Origin of the sequence: Variovorax sp. V213 (assembly GCF_041154455.1) — a bacterium.
Lineage (GTDB): Bacteria > Pseudomonadota > Gammaproteobacteria > Burkholderiales > Burkholderiaceae_C > Variovorax.
This window is the reverse complement of sequence record NZ_AP028664.1, coordinates 4654114-4669230: the sequence shown is the minus strand read 5'-3', so window position 1 is coordinate 4669230 and position 15117 is coordinate 4654114. Positions and strand designations below refer to the sequence as shown.

The 15117-nt window shown below is 68.7% G+C and carries 11 protein-coding genes; 8 read left to right on the top strand and 3 right to left on the bottom strand.

All coding sequences use genetic code 11. From position 1 onward, the window contains the following. Positions 1-92 precede the first annotated feature (92 nt). Positions 93-488 (bottom strand): Co2+/Mg2+ efflux protein ApaG, encoded by a 396-nt coding sequence (gene apaG, locus ACAM55_RS22060; protein WP_369653567.1) that lies wholly within the window; start codon positions 486-488, stop codon positions 93-95. Between the two features lie 71 nt (positions 489-559). Between apaG and rpe the strand changes: the two genes are divergently transcribed. Continuing rightward, positions 560-1255: a ribulose-phosphate 3-epimerase gene (rpe, locus tag ACAM55_RS22055; RefSeq protein WP_369653566.1), complete on the top strand. Its 696-nt coding sequence runs from the start codon at positions 560-562 to the stop codon at positions 1253-1255. 7 nt (positions 1256-1262) lie between these two features. Here rpe and ACAM55_RS22050 read toward each other — a convergent pair whose 3' ends face one another. Next, on the bottom strand, positions 1263-1535 hold the full coding sequence (locus tag ACAM55_RS22050) for a hypothetical protein (protein WP_369653565.1): 273 nt from the start codon (positions 1533-1535) through the stop codon (positions 1263-1265). Between the two features lie 201 nt (positions 1536-1736). On the opposite strand from ACAM55_RS22050, the gene ACAM55_RS22045 reads away from it, so the two are divergent. After that, complete coding sequence (locus ACAM55_RS22045; RefSeq protein ID WP_369653564.1) at positions 1737-2750, top strand: succinylglutamate desuccinylase/aspartoacylase family protein; 1014 nt, start codon at positions 1737-1739, stop codon at positions 2748-2750. A gap of 80 nt (positions 2751-2830) precedes the next feature. Beyond that, complete coding sequence (ligD, locus tag ACAM55_RS22040; protein WP_369653563.1) at positions 2831-3730, top strand: non-homologous end-joining DNA ligase; 900 nt, start codon at positions 2831-2833, stop codon at positions 3728-3730. A gap of 9 nt (positions 3731-3739) precedes the next feature. On the opposite strand, the gene ACAM55_RS22035 is transcribed toward ligD, so the two are convergent. Further along, positions 3740-4558, bottom strand: a complete 819-nt coding sequence (locus tag ACAM55_RS22035) for a transglutaminase family protein (RefSeq protein ID WP_369653562.1) — start codon at positions 4556-4558, stop codon at positions 3740-3742. 320 nt (positions 4559-4878) lie between these two features. On the opposite strand from ACAM55_RS22035, the gene ACAM55_RS22030 reads away from it, so the two are divergent. The 5 genes from ACAM55_RS22030 (at position 4879) to ACAM55_RS22010 (ending at position 15109) form a co-directional block, all read left to right on the top strand. Continuing rightward, a complete protein-coding gene (locus ACAM55_RS22030; RefSeq protein WP_139188787.1) occupies positions 4879-5073 on the top strand; it encodes a hypothetical protein in 195 nt (64 codons plus the stop codon). Then, positions 5070-7256, top strand: coding sequence for a catalase HPII (gene katE / locus ACAM55_RS22025; RefSeq protein ID WP_369653561.1), 2187 nt, complete (start codon positions 5070-5072; stop codon positions 7254-7256). Before ACAM55_RS22030 ends, katE begins: the two co-directional genes overlap by 4 nt. Before the next feature lie 245 nt (positions 7257-7501). Beyond that, the gene (locus ACAM55_RS22020; RefSeq protein ID WP_369653560.1) at positions 7502-9541 is read left to right on the top strand and encodes a CHAT domain-containing protein; all 2040 of its coding nucleotides are present in this window, start codon (positions 7502-7504) and stop codon (positions 9539-9541) included. Positions 9542-9600: 59 nt separating this feature from the next. Then, entirely contained in the window at positions 9601-11310 is a 1710-nt protein-coding gene (locus tag ACAM55_RS22015) for a ShlB/FhaC/HecB family hemolysin secretion/activation protein (RefSeq protein ID WP_369653559.1), read from the top strand. A gap of 1 nt (position 11311) precedes the next feature. Then, the gene (locus ACAM55_RS22010) at positions 11312-15109 is read left to right on the top strand and encodes a beta strand repeat-containing protein (protein ID WP_369653558.1); all 3798 of its coding nucleotides are present in this window, start codon (positions 11312-11314) and stop codon (positions 15107-15109) included. Positions 15110-15117: the final 8 nt, after the last annotated feature.

The window sequence follows — 15117 nt, the reverse complement described above, 5'->3', positions numbered from 1 at the left end:
TTTTCTGTCGATCCCCTGGCGAAGAAAGGAGTCAGGCTGGAAACACCGCGGAACCGGCGTTGCCGGGGAAGTGCGCGACGCCAGGGAGAGTACTAATGCAGCACCCGTGAAACGGGTGCGCCGCCGATGTCGGCTTCCAGCACGAACATCGGAATCGGCACGTCGAAGCGCTCGCCGTCCTCGGTCACCACGAAATAGCTCCCGTGCATGGTGCCGCTCGGCGCCTGCAGGCGGCAGCCGCTGGTGTAGCGGAACGATTCGCCCGGCGCCAGGAGCGGCTGCTGGCCGATCACGCCCAGGCCCTTGACCTCCTGGGCATGGCCCGAGGCGTCGTTGATGAGCCAGTGGCGCGCAATGAGCTGGGCACCGATTTCGCCCACGTTGGTCAGGGTGACGGTGTAGGCAAAGGTGTAGATCTTGTCCTTCGGCGAGGACTGGTCCGCGAGATAGCGCGGCTCTACTTGGACACTGATGGGGCTGTGCGGCATGCGCGCGATGGTAACTGGAGCCTCGTTTTGCGCTGCTTTCCGGGTTTTCCGCTCGCTGCGACAATCGGCGCATGAGCACGACGTTCCGCATCGCCCCCTCCATTCTTTCCGCCGATTTCGCCCATCTTGGCGACGAACTGGCCAAAGTCATCGCCGCCGGCGCCGACTGGATCCATTTCGACGTGATGGACAACCATTACGTGCCGAACCTGACCTTCGGCCCGATGATCTGCAAGGCCCTGAAGCCCTACGCCAAGACGGCGGACGGCGAGCCGGTGCCGATCGACGTGCACCTCATGATCCAGCCGGTCGACGCGCTGGCCGCATCTTTCGCGGAAGCGGGCGCCGACTACATCAGCTTCCACCCCGATGCCTCGCCGCATGTGAACCGCAGCATCCAGGCCATCAAGGGCGCGGGCTGCAAGGCGGGCCTGGTGTTCAACCCCGGCCTGGGCCTGGAAGCGCTCGACTGGGCCATCGACGACATCGACCTGATTCTCATCATGTCCGTGAACCCCGGCTTCGGCGGGCAGAGTTTCATCGATTCGGCGCTGCGCAAGATCGAACTCGCGCGCAGGCGCATCGAGCAGAGCGGCCGGGACATCCGCCTCGAAGTGGACGGCGGCATCAAGGCCGACAACATCGCGCGCGTGGCTTCCGCCGGCGCCGACACCTTCGTGGCCGGCAGCGCGATCTTCAACGCCAAGGACTACGGCGCGGTGATCTCGTCGATGCGCGAGCAACTCGCTGGGGTGGGCAAGAAGTAAGCGCGGCTCAGCGCTTGACCTTGTCGTTGTAGACGCGGTCCGCCACGGGGCCGCGGTCGGTGTCGACCGTGCCGCGCTCGATGTCGTCGTAGCCTTTGCGGCCCACTTCGCTCGGCTGCCCGTCCTGCGCTTCCTGGCTGTCGGAAGACTGGTCGTGCTCATGCGGCAGGCGCGGCGCCGAATCGCCGCCCTGTTCGATCTTGGTGTTGCCGCCACCGGCGTCCCGCAGAGGATCGCTCGGATCGGCCGGAGCCTTCGTACGGGGCTTGCTGCTGCTCATGGCACTGCTCCTTCTCGATATGGTCTGGCTGAAGCCTGCATGGCGCCGGGATCGCCTCCGGTAGGACAGTCGATGCATGGCCTGTAGGCCCTCCGCGCCGCGCCGTGCGATGCCTTCGCGGCCGGGGCCACGTTGGCCGCGCCGCTATGAAACGAGTAGCAACTTTGCGCCGAGGGCAAGGCCTCCGCAATAATCGCCCGCATGTCCTCCGATCCCTTTGCCGGCGCCGCAACCGACAACCTGCGCATCCATACCGTGGCCTCGCTGAATCCTGGCCCCCGGCTGCTCGTGCTGGGCGGCGTGCACGGCGACGAGACCTGCGGCACCGCGGGCATCGAACGCGTGCTGGCCGAGCTCGACGGCGGCACGCTCCAGCTGCTGCGAGGCCAGCTGACGCTGGTGCCCGTCGCCAATCCGCTGGCCCGGCGGCGCTTGCAGCGGGAAGGCGAGCGCAACCTCAACCGCCAGTTCAAACCCGTGGCCGAGCCCGCAGACTACGAAGGCAAGGTGACCAACATGCTGTGCCCGGTCATCGAGCGCCACGACGTACTGCTCGACCTGCATTCCTTCCAGAGCGAGGGCGAGGCCTTCGCGATGATCGGCCCGCGAGACAACAATGGCTCGCTCGAACCCTTTGCGCGCGCCAGCGAGGAGGGGGCGCTCGCGCTGCACCTGGGCACGCCCATCGTGGTGGAGGGCTGGCTCGACATCTACGCCGCCGGACTCGCGCAGCGCGCGGCGCCGGGCGCTGCGGCCGGCGACGACGCGCTCGACTTCGGCCGCGGCACCAACGAATACATCCGCAACTGCGGCGGCTACGGCGTCACGCTCGAATGCGGCCAGCACCGGGATCCGCGGGCGCCCGAGGTGGCGTGGCGCGCCATTCGCCGCGCGCTGGCGCTGCTCGGCATGGCGGCGCTGCCGCCAGGGTTGGCGATAGAGCCGCCCAAGCCGCCCCAGCTGCTGCGCCTGGCGAGCGTGACGGACCGGCTCGACGAAGAGGACAGCTTCGTGCGCGACTGGGCCACCTTCGATCCGGTGCAGCGCGGCGAGCCCATCGGCATGCGGCACGACGGCACGCTGGTGAGCGCGCCGGACGACGGGTTCATCGTCTTCCCCAATGCGCTCGCGCTGCCCGGCGCCGAATGGTTCTATTTCGCGCGTCCGAGCGAGCGCGTGCTCGGGCCCATGGTGAACGCAGCCAGCGCCGCCTGAGCCCCTACGGCGCACGCCGCCGCGCTCCTACGTCGCGCGATGGCCCCGGGCGCCAGCCTGGAGGCTGAAGGAGTGTGTCCATGGCAGTCTCGAAAAAGGCACCCCCGCCGCGCATCACCCATGCCGAGCGCGTGATCGACGCCGCGAGCGGCATTACCAAGGGCGAGCTCGCGGCCTACTACGCCACCGTGGCGCCGTCGATCCTGCCCCACCTCCAGGGCCGCCCCGTGGCGCTGGTGCGCGCGCCGGACGGCGTAGGCGGCGAGCTGTTCTTCCAGAAGCACGCGCGGCACGGCGAGATCGCCGGCATCAAGCTGCTCGATCCCGCACTCGACCCCGGGCACGACCCGCTGCTGCAGATCGACACCGCCCGGGCGCTGCTTGGCGCCGCGCAGTTCAACACCATCGAGCTGCACACCTGGAACGCCACCTCGCGCGCCCTCGGCAAGCCCGACCGCATGACCTTCGACCTCGACCCGGGCGAAGGTGTCGACTGGCAGCAGATGCAGGAGGCGGCGCTGCTGGTGCACGTGCTGCTGGACGAACTGGCCCTGCCGGCGTTCGTGAAGACCAGCGGCGGCAAGGGACTGCATGTGGTGGTGCCGCTTCGGCGCCAGTTCGGCTGGGACGAGGTGCGTGGCTTCTCGCGCGCCATCGTCGAGCACCTGGCGCGCACCGTGCCGGCGCGCTTCGTCGCCAAGAGCGGGCCGCGCAACCGCGTGGGCAGGATCTTCGCGGACTATCTTCGCAACGGCTTTGGAGCCACCACAGCCTGCGCCTGGTCGGTGCGGGCCCGCCCGGGCCTGGGTGTGTCGGTGCCGCTGGCCTGGGAAGAGCTGCCGGACCTGGGCAGTGCCGCGCACTGGACTGTCGCCAACATCGGCGAGCGACTGGCCGTCGGCAACACACCCTGGAATGCGATGGAAGGCAGCCGCACGGCGCTGGGCGCCGCGATGCGGATGCTGGGCTATCTGCCGTAGCGAAAGGGCCTACTGCGGCATTTCCTCGGTCGTCACTTCGAAGCGCTGCAGCGAGTTGGCACCGAACACCATGGTGATCGGCACGTCGGCCGCATCGCGTCCGCGCGCAATCACGATGCGCCCGATGCGCGGCACGTTGTGGCGCGCATCGAAGGTGTGCCAGCGCTCGCCCAGGTACACTTCGAACCAGGCGCTGAAGTCCATCGGATACGGCACGGGCGGAATGCCGATGTCGCCGAGATAGCCCGTGGCATAGCGCGCCGGAATGTTCATGCAGCGGCACAGCGTGATGGCCAGGTGCGCAAAGTCCCTGCACACGCCCGTGTGCTCGCGAAAGCCCTCGAGCGCCGTGCGCGTGGGGCGCGCGGTCTGGTAGTCGAAGCGCAGGTGCTCGTGCACGAAGTTGCAGATGGCCTGCACGCGGTGCCAGCCCGGCGCCACGCCGCTGAAGGTGTCCCATGCGAACTGCAGCAGTTCGCTGTCGACCTCGCAATAGCGGCTCGGCAGCAGGAAGGGCAGCGTCGGCACCGGCAGGTCGGCCGCCGCATGTTCGACTGCGCCGTAGTCCACCGGGTCGGCCCAGCCGGGATCGAAGATCACGGCATGGTTGCGCAGCCGCACGCTCGCCACGCCCGCGGGAATGCGCACACGCGCGCAGTGGTTGTCGAAGCTGTCCATGAAGTAGTCGGTGTGCAGCGCCGGGGTGATGGTGATGTGCTCGCCGTCCTGGAGATCCGCCGCACGCGAGGGATGAACCTGCAGCATATAGATCAAGGCCGTGGGTGCCGTGACGGCGAGCTCGATGTCGAAACCGATCCTGATCTGCATTTGCTTCTTCCCTGTGTGTGAACCATGTGTTGTCGGTGTCGTGCAAGCAGGCTTCATGCCGTCTGTGCCCGATGCTATCGAGAGCCTCCTGCCGCGGCACGCGGCCGGATACGCCAGGCGCCGTAGGCGGGGGCCAGGGGGTGTCGGTGCACTCCTACCTTCTTGGCGCCGCCTCTCCCACACCCGAGGGCGAGCCGCCACTACGGGTAACAGTGTGAGAAAAACATAACCTTTGGATTCGCTCGCAACTGCCTCGCGATTTCGCTTTGGTGGCTTCACTCTGGTGGCTTCATGGAGGCTGCAGCGCAAGCATCGAGTCATTGAAATCTGATCTGCTGGAGCGAATCATGGAGTTTTCGTCGCTGTTCGATTCACTCACCGGTGCTTGGGGAGATGAAATCCTTTTTTGGGTGGTGGCCGCCGTGGCGGGCTTCATCTGCCTGATTGCGCTGGTGAACGTGCTGGACCTTTTTCTCGACAACGAAGTTGACCCCCCCATGAAAGATCCTCGATGACGCCTCAGAACAAGGCCGCCGCCGGACGCCGGTCGAAGGCCACGGATGGCAGCAATGCCAAGCAGCAGCAACTCGATGGCTTCGCGACCGATCATGCGCCCAATCTGACGACCAACCAGGGTCTTCAGATTCCCGACAACCACAACTCGCTCAAGGCCGGGTTGCGCGGGCCCACGCTGCTCGAAGATTTCATCCTGCGCGAGAAGATCACGCACTTCGACCACGAGCGCATTCCCGAGCGCGCGGTGCATGCGCGCGGCTCCGCGGCGCACGGCTTCTTCCAGGTCTACAAGTCGATGTCGCAGTTCACCTCGGCCGACTTCCTGCAGGACCCGGATGCGAAGACGCCCGTTTTCGTGCGCTTCTCGACCGTGGCCGGCTCGCGCGGCTCGGCCGACACGGTGCGCGACGTGCGCGGCTTTGCCGTCAAGTTCTATACCCGCGAAGGCAACTACGACCTCGTGGGCAACAACATGCCGGTGTTCTTCATCCAGGACGCGATGAAGTTCCCCGACCTCATCCACGCCGTGAAGCCCGAGCCGCACCACGACATGCCGCAGGCCGCGAGCGCGCACGACACCTTCTGGGACTTCGTCTCGCTGATGCCCGAGAGCACCCACATGCTGATGTGGGCGATGTCGGACCGCGCCATTCCGCGCAGCCTGCGGATGATGGAAGGCTTCGGCGTGCACACCTTCCGCTTCGTCAACAACCGCGGCGAGAGCCACTTCGTGAAGTTCCACTGGAAGCCCAAGCTCGGCATCCACGGCCTGGCATGGGACGAAGCGCAGAAGATCGCGGGCAAGGACCCGGACTTCCACCGCCGCGACCTGTGGGAGGCCATCGAGAACGGCGACTTTCCCGAGTGGGAACTGGGCGTGCAGCTCATCGCGCCGGACAAGGCGCAGTCGCTCGGCTTCGACCTGCTCGATCCCACCAAGCTGATCCCGGAAGAGATGGTGCCCGTGCAGCGCATCGGCCGGCTGGTGCTCAATCGCAACCCCGACAACTTCTTCGCGGAAACCGAGCAGGTCGCGTTCCACCCGGGGCACGTGGTGCCCGGCATCGACTTCAGCAACGATCCGCTGCTGCAGGGCCGCCTGTTCTCGTACACCGACACGCAGATCTCGCGGCTGGGCGGCGCGAACTTTCACGAGCTGCCCATCAACAAGAGCGTGTGTCCGTTCCACAACTTCCAGCGCGACGGCATGCACCGCCAGACCATCGCGCGCGGCCAGGTGGCCTACGAGCCCAATTCGCTCGGCGACGGCAAGGAGTTCCGGGTCGACGGCGGCAGCGTCGGCTTCCAGGCGTACCCCGACGAGACCGAGGGGACCAAGGTGCGCAGGCGCAGCCCCACGTTCGACGACCACTTCACGCAGGCGCGCCTGTTCTTCAACAGCCAGAGCGCGACCGAGAAGGAGCACATCGTGGCGGCCTTTCGCTTCGAGCTTTCGAAGGTGGACGTGCCAGCGATCCGGCAGCGCATGGTCGACAACCTCGCGCACGTCGACGAGAAGCTTGCGCGCCGCGTGGCCGAGCCCCTGGGCATCGGCGCGCCCGACGCCAAGGCCGCCGCGGGCCGCGCGGGCTTTCGTGAACACCGCATGACATTGCCGATCGAGGAATCCCCGGCGCTCAGCATGGCCGACACCGGCGACGGCTCGATCCGCACCCGCAAGATCGCGATCCTGGTGGCGGACGGTATCGACTCCGCCTCGCTCAAGCCGATCCGCGATGCGCTCGAGCAGGCCGGCGCGCGCTGCAAGGTGGTCGGCCCGCGCCTGGGCACCGTCGCCAGCGCATCGAAGCGGCAGATCGACGTCGACATGACCTTTGCCAACGCACCTTCGGTGATGTTCGATGCCGTGCTGGTGCCCGGCGGCAACCTGGGCGCCGCGGCGCTCGCGGGCACGGGCGATGCCGTGCACTTCGTGCTCGAGGCCTACAAGCATTGCAAGGCCATCTGCACCGTGGGCGAGGGCGTGCAGCTGCTGTCGACACTGGGCATTGCCGCGGGCGCGCCAACGGGCAGCCTGCCTGCGGGCGTGGTGGTGGCCGCCACCCCGGTGACCAACCTCGGAGACGCCACCGCGGCAACGCAGATCGCGCAGGATTTCATTGCCGCGATTGCCAGGCATCGCCATTGGGACCGCACCGACATCGATTCGGTCCCCGCATGACGTAGTCCGTTTGCGCTAGACCTTCTTGCGAATAGGCGGGGCGGGAGGGCGCTTCTAGACTTTCCCCACGAGGCCTGAACGGCGCGCACTTCCGCGGCGTCGACCCCCGCAACCGCGGGCACATGGCCGCGCGCGGGGGTCCAATGACGTGGTTTTCGAGAACGGGATGGGGGCGCTCGGCACGTCGTGCAGGAGTCGCGGGTGCCCTCGGGCTGGCTGGCATTCTTGTGCTGGGCCATGGGCCGTTGGCATCGGCGCAGCAGGCGCCCAACGCCGAGGCCGCGGCCAGCAAGGCGGAACAGGCCCGGCTTGCGGACACCGACACCTTGCTGGCGCTGACCAGCGAGGGCGCGGTGCTCTACGGGCAGGACGCCGTCAAGCTCTCCGGCTACCAGTACTGCAGCCAGGCGGTGGCCCTGGCCGAGGCCGGCGAATTCCGACAGAGCGTGCGCGCCGCGAGCAAGGCGCTGCACCTGGCCAATTCCACGCGCGATCCGAACCTCATGGCCATGGCCAACCGCGACCTGGCCATCGTCTACAGCTATTCGGGCCAGCTCGACAAGGCCGAGGAGTTTGCGCGCGAGGCGCTCAGGCACCCGGCGCGCGACCCCAAGCTGGTGGTCGGCCCGGTGCAGAAGGTGATCGGCGACGTGCGCACGCGCCGCGGCGACTACGCCGGCGCCGTGCTCAGCTATGACGAGGCGCTGGCCAACAGCTCGCCGCGCTATGCGCCGCTGGTGCAGGCCTCGCTCGTCAATGCGCTCATCGAATCGGGCGATGCCGCAAGGGCGCGCGAGATGCTCGGCAGCATGGCACCGCCCAAGGATGCGCCCCTCACGGCGCAGCTCGACCGCACCCGCGCGCGGCTGCTGCTGGCCGAGAACAAGCCGGCCGAGGCCCGCGACCTCTACCGGGCGCTCACCGCGCGCCAAGTGGGCACCGACACCGAGTACTACCGCCTCTGGGCCTGGGACGGCGTGGCGCGCAGCGAACTCGCGCTGGGCCAGAAGCAGGCGGCAGCCGAAGCCATGGCACGTGCGCTGGGCGGCGTCGACCAGGTGCGCGCCAGGTTCCGCAGCGAAGAATTCAAGATGGGCCTGTTCTCGGACCTGCAATCGGTGTTCGAGCGCGGCGTGTCCATCTACAGCGATGCGGGCGATGCGCGCCAGGCCTTCGAAGTGAGCGAACGCAGCCGCTCGCGCGCGCTGCTCGACGCGGTGCGCGGCCGCGCGAAGATCGGCGACCGGGCCGCGAACACCGTGGACCTGGCCACGCTGCAGGGTGCCCTGGCGCCCGACGAGCGCGTGGTGCAGTTCCATTCGCTGCCCGACCGGCTGCTGGTGTGGGTCGTCAGCCCCTCCGGCATCGAGGCCCACACCGTGGCGGTGCGCCGCGAAGAGCTGACTGAACTGGTCGAGGTGTTCCGCAACTCGATCGTGCGCGGCCGCCGCACCGCCATCACCAATGCCGACAAGCTGGGCGCTGCGCTGCTGGGCCCGCTCGGCCTCGCGTCGGGGCAGCGGCTTGTCGTGGTGCCCCATGGGCCGCTGCACTACCTGCCGTTCCAGGCCCTGCGCTTGAACGGACGCTACGTGATCGAGTCGCATCCGGTGGCGGTGGCGCCGTCCATCAGCATTGCGGTGCAGCTGGCGCAGCGCACGCCGCGCGTGAGCGCGTCGCTCACCGCCTTCGGCAATCCGCGCATCGAAGACAAGTACGACCTGCCGGGCGCCGAGATCGAAGTGAAGCAGCTCGCGCAGCTGTTCCCGCGCAACACCGTGTACATGGGCGCCGCCGCCACCAAGACGCAGTTCCGCGAGGTGTCTGCGCGTTCGCCGCTGATGCACGTGGCGGCCCATGCGGAGGCCGACGCGGTCGATCCGCTGTACTCGCGCATCCTGCTGGCCAACGAAGGCGGCAAGCAGAACTTTCTCGAGGCGCACGAAATCCTCGGCCTGCCGATGGACGGCACGGCGCTGGTCACGCTCTCGGCCTGCGAGTCGGGGCTGGGGCGCATCGCGCAGGGCGACGAGGTGCTGGGCTTCACGCGCTCCTTTCTTTCGGCCGGCAGCTCGAGCCTGATCGCCTCGCTATGGCCCGTGTCGGACGACGCGACCGCCGTGCTCATGGGCACGCTGTATGGCGAGCTGTCGAAGGGCCGCGACATCCAGAAGGCGATGCAGGCGGGGCAGCTGGCGGTGCTGAAGGATCCCAAGATGTCCCATCCCTTCTTCTGGGCGCCGTTCAACCTGATCGGCAACTGGCGTCTCACGGTGGGGAGCTGACATGAAAAAGCAGTCTGAACACAAGCAATCCGCAGCACGGCGCGCGGTGGAGCACTGAGATGCGCGTTAGCCAACGATCCACGCCCATCGCCCTTGCGGTCACTGCCCTTGTCGGTGCGACATTGCTGGCCGCAGGCCAGCGTACCCACGCGGCCGACGCCGAAGCCACTGCCTTGCTGCCGACGCAAGACCCCTGCGGCACCTGCGACCGGCCGATCGCCCAGGCCACCGGCACCGTCGCGCCGCAGAGCCTGCCAGCCCCGCCGCCGCCCGCGGTCACCTTCAAGCTCACCGACCTGCGCCTCAACGGTGTCAAGGCGCTGACCAACGAAGAATTGCAGAGCATCACCGCGCCTTACATCGGGCGCAACGTCACGCTCGGCGATCTCGAAGGCCTCGCGCAAGCCATCACCGCCCGCTACAAGGAGCGCGGCTACTTTCTCGCGCAGGCCGTGGTGCCGGTGCAGACCGTGCGCGACGGCATCGTCGAGATCAGCGTCATCGAAGGCCGCCTTGGCAAGGTCGACGTCAATGTCGCACCCGATGCACCCCTCAGCGAGGCCCGCGTGCGCGGCTTCCTCGCGCCGCTGCAACCTGGGGAGGCCGTGAGCGCGCCGGCCTATGAACGCTCGATGCTGCTGCTGTCGGACCAGCCCGGCATCAAGGTTTCATCGGCGCTGCAAGAGGGAACGCAGCCAGGCACCACCGACCTGTCGGTCGAGGTGGCGGCCGCGCCCCGCTGGGCCTTCACGGCCGAGGCCGACAATCACGGCACCAAGGAATCGGGACGCTTTCGCGTTGGCGGCACCGCGCGCTGGCTCAGCCCCTTCGGCATCGGCGACAACCTCGACGTGCGTGCGATGGTGTCCAACAACAACGCGCTGCAGTTCGGCCGCGTGGCCTACGAGGCACCTGTCGGCACCAGCGGCTTGCGCGCCGGCCTCGGGCTCGCGCGCGTCAACTACGAGCTTGGCGGCGAGTTCGCCGAGCTCGGCGCGCAGGGCAAGGCCGACGTGCTCGATTTCTCGCTCAACTACCCGCTCATCCGCCAGCGCCAGCAGAACCTGTTCCTGCGCCTGAGTGCCGACGTGAAGAATCTGACCGACGAGATGAATGCGGTCGATGTCATATCGAAGAAGCGCGTGCACGGCTTTGGCCTCGGCTGGGCCTGGGAGCGGCGCGACGAGGTGTTCGGCGGCGGCTACTGGGCCAGCTCGGGCACGCTCTACCGCGGCGACCTCTCGATCCGCGATGAGCAGAGCCGCACCTTCGACCAGAGCATCGCGGGCCATCACACCGAGGGCGGCTACACCAAGCTGAACTTCCAGCTCTCGCGGCTGCAGGCCATCGTGCCGAACCATTCGCTTTATGTGTCGGTGGGCGGGCAATGGGCCAGCAAGAACCTGGACGCCTCCGAGAAGCTCTCGCTGGGCGGTGCGCGCGCGGTGCGCGCCTACCCGTCCGGGGAGTTGCTGGTGGACGAGGGCGCGATCGGCACCGTCGAATGGCGCTGGTCCGTCAACTCGGAGCTCACGCCCTTCGTGTTCTATGACGCCGCGCGCGGAAAGATCGTGCGCGATCCCTCGCCCTTCGACACCGGTCCCAACCGCCACAGCCTGCGCGGCTTCGGCATCGGCATTTCGTGGGCCCGGCCCGGCAACTTTGCGATCAACGCGACGCTCGCCTGGCGCGACGGCACCCGGCCGGCGCAGACCGATGGCGGCGGCCGCAACCCGCGTTTGTACGTGCAGGCGCAAAAGGTGTTCTGACATGGCAATGCACAACCGTTCCCCACGATTCCGGCCGCGCCTGCGGCTGCGTCCGGTCGCGCTCGCGCTGGTGTGCCTGGGCCTGGCGCCCGCGCTGGCCCAGACCCTGCCGACCGGTTTCTCGGCCATTGCCGGGGGCGTGTCTGCCGCGACGCCGAACCCCTCGACGATGAACATCACGCAGACGACGGCGCGCGCGATTGCCCAATGGAACACCTTCTCGATCGGCGCGGGCGCGACGCTCAACGTGGCGCAGCCGAGCACGAGCAGCGTGTTGCTGAACCGCCTCGTGGGCGGTGCTCCGGCCTCGGTGATCGCGGGCGCCATGAATGCAAACGGCCACGTCTACCTGATCAACCCGGCGGGCGTGACGTTCTCGGCGGGCTCGTCGGTCAGTGTCGGCGGGCTGGTCGCTTCGGCGCTGAACATGTCCACGAGCGACGAGGCATTCATGGGCGGTGCGACCCGGCTCGAGTTCGTGCGGCCCAGCGGCGCCTTCGGCTCGGTGGAGAACGACGGCAGCATCGTGGTCGGCAATGGCGGCACCGCCGCGTTGATCGGCCCGATGGTGGCCAACCGCGGCAGCATCGTTGCGAACGGCGGCACGGCCGCGATGGCCTCGGGCGAGACTGTGACGATCGACTTCGCGGGCGACGGACTGACCACGTTGCGCGTGACGCCCGGCATCTACAGCAGCGTGGTGAACAGCGGCACCATGCAGGCCAACGGCGGGCGCGTGGCGCTGATCGCGACCAGCGGCTCCGAGGTCTCGAATGGCGTGGTCAATTCACGCGGCGTGCTGCGGGCCGACTCGATGGTTTCGCGCAACGGCGAGATCATCCTGGACAGCGGCCTTTCGCCCGAGGGCGTGCAAATGACCGGCGGCCTGGTGTCCGCGGCCGGCAACGGCGCCGGCCTCACTGGAGGCTCGATCGACATCCAGGGCCGCGTGATCGGGCTCGTGCCCTTCGTTCCCCCGCTTTCGTCCGTTCCACCGCCGCCGCCGCCTGGGTCCGACGACCGCGGCGTCCTCGATGCGAGCGGCAGCGCGGGCGGCGGGCGCATCCGCCTTTATGCGAACGCGGTGAGCGAAATAGGCGATACCGGCGCAATCGCGCTCGGCGCCGGTTCGATCCTGCGCGCGGACGCCGTTGCATCTGGCAACGGCGGTGACGTTCGCGTGCTGGCCGAGCGCACCCTGCGTGCCTACGGCAGCATCTCGGCGCGCGGTGGCGCGGGCGGCGGCAACGGCGGCTTCATTGAAACCTCGGGTGGCTTTGCCGCGCCCGCCGATGGGCTCGGCGGCGGCTTCGGCATCGACGGGCTGCGCGTGGACGCCGCCGCGCCTGCTGGCACCGCGGGCACCTGGCTCATCGACCCGTTCAATGTCGACATTGTCCCCGGTGCCGCGGCCGGCACGCTTCCGACCAACCCCTTCGAACCGCTGGCGGCCAGCACGATCCAGGACGGCGACATCAATGCGGCCCTCAATGGCGGCACCAGCGTGCGCATCACCACCGGCGCCGTGGGCGCGGGTTCGCCCACGGATGGCGACATCCGGATGTTCAACGGCGTGCGCATCAACTACAGCACCGCCAACGGTCCGTTGACCTTCCAGCTCGACGCCCATCGCAGCGTGCGCGGCGACGCCAACGTGGTGATCGAGTCCTCGGGCGCCGGCGGGCCGCTCGACGTGGTGTTCAACACCGACGTCAACGGCGCCGGCGCCGCGACCGGCGGGGGACAGGTGAGCTACAGCGGCGACATCTACACCAACGGCGGCAATGTCGTGATGAACGGCGCCTGGTCGGCCGCAGGGGCGGGCCCGAGCGTGAGCCTCAACGGCAACATCATCGACACGCGCGTCGGCCGCACCGATGCCGGTGCGGGCGGCTCCGTGACGATCTTCGGCAACACCAGCGGGCCCTCGGGCGGCGGCTTCACGGACGCGGCGGTCAACATCAGCGGCGTGCAGATCGCCACCTCGACCGGCGACGTCGACATCACGGGCATCGGCGCCAACACCAGCGGCGTACGGCTCGCCTCACGCTTCTCGGTCACCGGCTTGCCGAACCGGCAGACCGACATTTCGACCACCAGCGGCAACATCACGGTGCGCGGCGTCGGCAACTTCTCGGGCAACAGCAGCGAGAACCCGGGCCATGGCGTGGTGCTCAACGATGCGGTGCTTCGCTCGGTCGATGGCGACATCGCGGTGCGCGGCCTGCGCCAGGCCGGCGCAGCCGGTCCGGGCACTGGAGGGGACGGGGTGCTGCTGCGCAACGGCTCGCGGATCGCCACGACCGGCAGCGGCAGCATCGAGATCACGGGCCAGGCCGAGGGCAACGGCGCCGGCGTGCGGCTCGGGCCCGTGGCGCCCGTGCCGGGCGTGTTCCCGCCGGTGCTCGCGGGCGTTTCCGTGTCTTCGGCCGGCGGCAACGTCGTGCTGCGCGCCAGCAACGACGGCAGCACCGATGCGCTGGTCATCGACGGCACCGTGAGCGCGGGCAACGTCGTCAACCTTCGTCCCGGCGGCGTGGCGGCCGACGGCACGGCTTTCGACCAGGTTGCCACGCCGATCACGCTCGGCGGCACGGCCAGCACGGGCTTCGCGGTGTCGGCCGACGAGTTCTCCCGCATTTCGGCCGGCAACGCCGTCGTGGCCGGCAGCAATGCGCATGCGGCCGACATCAACGTCGTCGGGCCGCTCGCCCTGGCCTCGGGCTTCACGCTGCAGAACGGCGGCGGCGGCAACATCGCACTGCAGGCGCCCATCACGGCGCCGCGCGTGGGTCTGGTGTCCGCCGGCAACATCACGCAGACCGCGGCCGCGCCGATCACGGCCGGCACGCTGCTGGCCCTTTCCACCGGCGGCAGCGTGCTGCTCGACCAGGCGGCCAACAACGTGAGCGCGAACACGCTGGGCGGCGGGGCTGCCGGCGCGTTCCGCTACCAGGATGTGGACGAGCTGCGCGTCGGCCCCGTGTCGGTCGTCGGCTACGACGCCGCCGGCAACGCGCCGCAGGTGGTGTCGGCCGGCTCGATGGCCGCGGACACGGTGTTCGTGCGCACGCTGAGCGGCGACCTGCAACTCGGCACGGCGGTGAGCAGCACTTCCGGCACCGACCTGGTGGCTGCGGCGCGCTTCCAGAACGTCGGTGGTGCCGGCCTCGGCGGCGCGCCGTGGCGCGTGTGGGCCGACACCTGGGTTGGCGAAACGCGCGGCGGGATCGCCGGCTCGGGCCTGCTGCCGAATCTCTACAACTGCGCCTACCTGGGCCTGTGCGGCGTCAGCGTGTCGCCGGGCGACAACCACTTCATCTATGCGCAGCAGCCGACCGCGACCGTCGTGATCGGCAATGCGTCCCGACCGGCCGGCCTGAACAATCCGCTCTTCACCTGGAGCATCACGGGCCTGATCCTCGGCGACCGCGGCGCCGGCTTCAATGGTGCAGTGGGCACCGCGGCCACGCGGTCGAGCCCACCCGGCGCCTATGCGATCAACGGCAGCTTCACGTCGGCCGAAGGCTATCTGGTCAATGTGGTGCCGGGGACGCTCACGGTCGGCGGCTTTCCGCAGATTCCCCAGGTCGATGTGATCCGCGAAGTGCCGACCTCCTGGCTGTATGACCGCAACATCGGTCAGCCACCGATCTGCTTCGCGACGGGCCCGCTGGAGGGCGACCGCGCCTCGCAGGGCAACGACGTGCTGGCGCGCGAATGGTCGCGCGTGCGCTCGCGGCCGAATCTCACGAGTTGCGTCGATACCGAGAAGCGCAACGGCTGCGCCGACTTCTAGCCGCTCGC